The 1528-nt window shown below is 73.9% G+C and carries 2 protein-coding genes; both read right to left on the bottom strand.

The features are described from left to right. Positions 1–1074 (bottom strand): formimidoylglutamate deiminase (locus WBP48_RS03740; protein ID WP_424436299.1); only part of this gene is annotated, 1074 nt, incomplete at its 3' end. Then, a partial coding sequence (locus WBP48_RS03735) for a M20/M25/M40 family metallo-hydrolase (protein ID WP_424436296.1) occupies positions 1071–1528 on the bottom strand: 458 nt, incomplete at its 5' end. The genes WBP48_RS03735 and WBP48_RS03740, both read right to left, overlap by 4 nt.

Raw genomic sequence — 1528 nt, 5'->3', positions numbered from 1 at the left:
GGTGGGCGAGAAGCGGCCGCGCTCGCCCGAGGCAAGGCGCTCGCCGGATTCGAGCGCGCGCGCTTCGAGCAACGGGTCGATGACGGCGTGCTGGTCCGTGCCGAGGGCGAGGCGGCATCCGACATCGACCAGGCGACGCGCCGGGCCGATCCCGTCGCCGAGGTCCGCCTCGGTCGTCGGGCACATCACGATCGTCGCGCCCGCCGCGCCGAGCAGCGCGATGTCGCCCGGAGTGAGGTGCGTCGCGTGCACGGCCGACAGGCGCGGGCTCAGCAGGCCGAACGAGGCGAGCAGTTCGGTGGGTGTGCGCCCGGTCGCGGCGAGGCACGCCTCGTTCTCGGCGGGCTGCTCCGACAGGTGGATGTGGAGCGGCGCCTCGTCCGCGAGCACGTCGGCGACGCCGGCGAGTTCGGCCACCGGCACGGCGCGCACCGAGTGCAGCGCCGCGCCGACGAGTACCTCGTCCGGCGAGAACTCCTGCGCGACCCGCGCTCGCAACGCCGCGAGGCGGTCGAGCCAGCGCCGGGCCGACCCGTCGCTGAACCGTTGCTGTTCGGGCGTCGGGCCGGCGCCGAACCCGCTGGAGAGATAGCACGTGTCGAGCAGGGTGAGACGGATGCCGGTGGCCCGCGCGGCGCGCGCGAGCGCCAGTTCCATGGCGTGCGCATCGCCATACGGCGCGCCGCCCGGCGTGTGGTGCACGTAGTGGAACTCGGCCACCGAGGTCCACCCCGCCGCGACCATCTCGGCATAGACGGCGGTCGCGATCCGTTCGTACGAGGCGGGCGTCAGCCGCGACGCCTCGCGATACATCAGCTCACGCCACGTCCAGAAGCTGCCCCCGCCGTCGTGCGTGCGGCCGCGCAGCAGCCGGTGGAACGCGTGCGAGTGCGCGTTGACGGCACCGGGGAGCACGACGCCGTCGAGCACGGTATCGGTCGCGAGAGCCCCGGCATCCGTCTCGACCGAAGCGATCCGGCCCGCGTCGTCGCACACGATCCGCACGTGGTCGGCGATGCCGTCGCCGATCCACGCCCGCGGCGCCCAGAAGGCAGTCGATGACGGCTCGGTCACGTCAGCAACTCCTGCAGCACGTCGGCGAGAGCCGCGGCGGAGGCGTCGGCATCCGCGTCTTCGGCGTACTCCTCGGGGGAGTGCGAGATGCCGGTCGGGTTGCGGGTGAACAGCATGGCGCTCGGCACGAACTCCGACAGGATGCCGGCGTCATGGCCGGCTCCTGTGGACAGCAGCGGGGCGTCGCCCAGGGTCGAGGCTAGGCGTGCGGACAGCGCCGGGTCGAAGTGCGCCGTCGGGCTCCACGACTCCTCGGTCAGCTCGGCGGTGCAACCGTGGGCGCGCGCGAGCTCGTCGCACGCCGCGCCGATCCGGGCGATCAGGTCGCGCGTGACGGCGTCGTCGGGATGCCGCGCGTCGATCCAGAAGCGCACCTCGGAGGCGATGACGTTCGTGCCCCCGGGGAACGGCTCGAAGCGGCCGACCGTCGCGCGCGCGCCGGGCGTCGCCCGCG

The sequence above is a fragment of the Microbacterium sp. genome (genome assembly GCF_049661145.1).
Classification (GTDB): domain Bacteria; phylum Actinomycetota; class Actinomycetes; order Actinomycetales; family Microbacteriaceae; genus Microbacterium.
Note: the sequence above shows the minus strand (reverse complement) of the source record. Positions and strands in the feature narration are given on the sequence as shown.